At 64.5% G+C, this 535-nt stretch carries 1 protein-coding gene; it reads right to left on the bottom strand.

All coding sequences use genetic code 11. From position 1 onward, the window contains the following. Positions 1 to 317, bottom strand: a 317-nt coding sequence (locus APY03_RS44700) for a LysR family transcriptional regulator (protein WP_232324457.1), incomplete at its 3' end; no start/stop codon positions are given. Positions 318 to 535: the final 218 nt, after the last annotated feature.

The following is a 535-nucleotide window of genomic DNA, read 5'->3' as shown; positions in this document are numbered from 1 at the left end:
GGCGGCAGCCGGCTGCCGGCCGTGCTCTCGAGCGAGCCCAGCCTGAAGGTGCCGACCGGCGCTTCGCTGCGCAACTCGCCCTCGGCTTCCTCGGCCAGGCGCAGCAGCCGGTCGGCATAGGGCAGCAGCTTGCGCCCGGCCGGCGCCAGCGCCAGCGAGCGGCCCTGCCGCAGGAAGAGCTTGTGACCCAACCGTTCCTCCAACTGCCGGATGCGGGTGGTGACATTCGACTGCACGCGGTTGAGCTTGCCGGCCGCTCGGATCACGCCGCCTTCGCTCACCACGGTGCGGAAGATTTCCAGGGAGTCGAGGTCGATCGTTCTCATGGCTTCATTGTTCTCAAAAGAAGAATGGTTGTTCTCGATAATTCATTTGTGAAACATCCGGATTCTGAGTCCAATGGAGTCCCATGTCGAATCCCTCCCTCACCATGCCGCGGGCGTCCTTCGCAGCGATCTGCCTGGCGGGACTGATCGCGCTGGCGATCGCGATGGGCATCGGCCGCTTCGCATTCACACCCATGCTGCCGCTCATG

The sequence above is a fragment of the Variovorax sp. WDL1 genome (assembly GCF_001541225.1).
Lineage (GTDB): Bacteria > Pseudomonadota > Gammaproteobacteria > Burkholderiales > Burkholderiaceae_C > Variovorax.
Note: the sequence above shows the minus strand (reverse complement) of the source record. Positions and strands in the feature narration are given on the sequence as shown.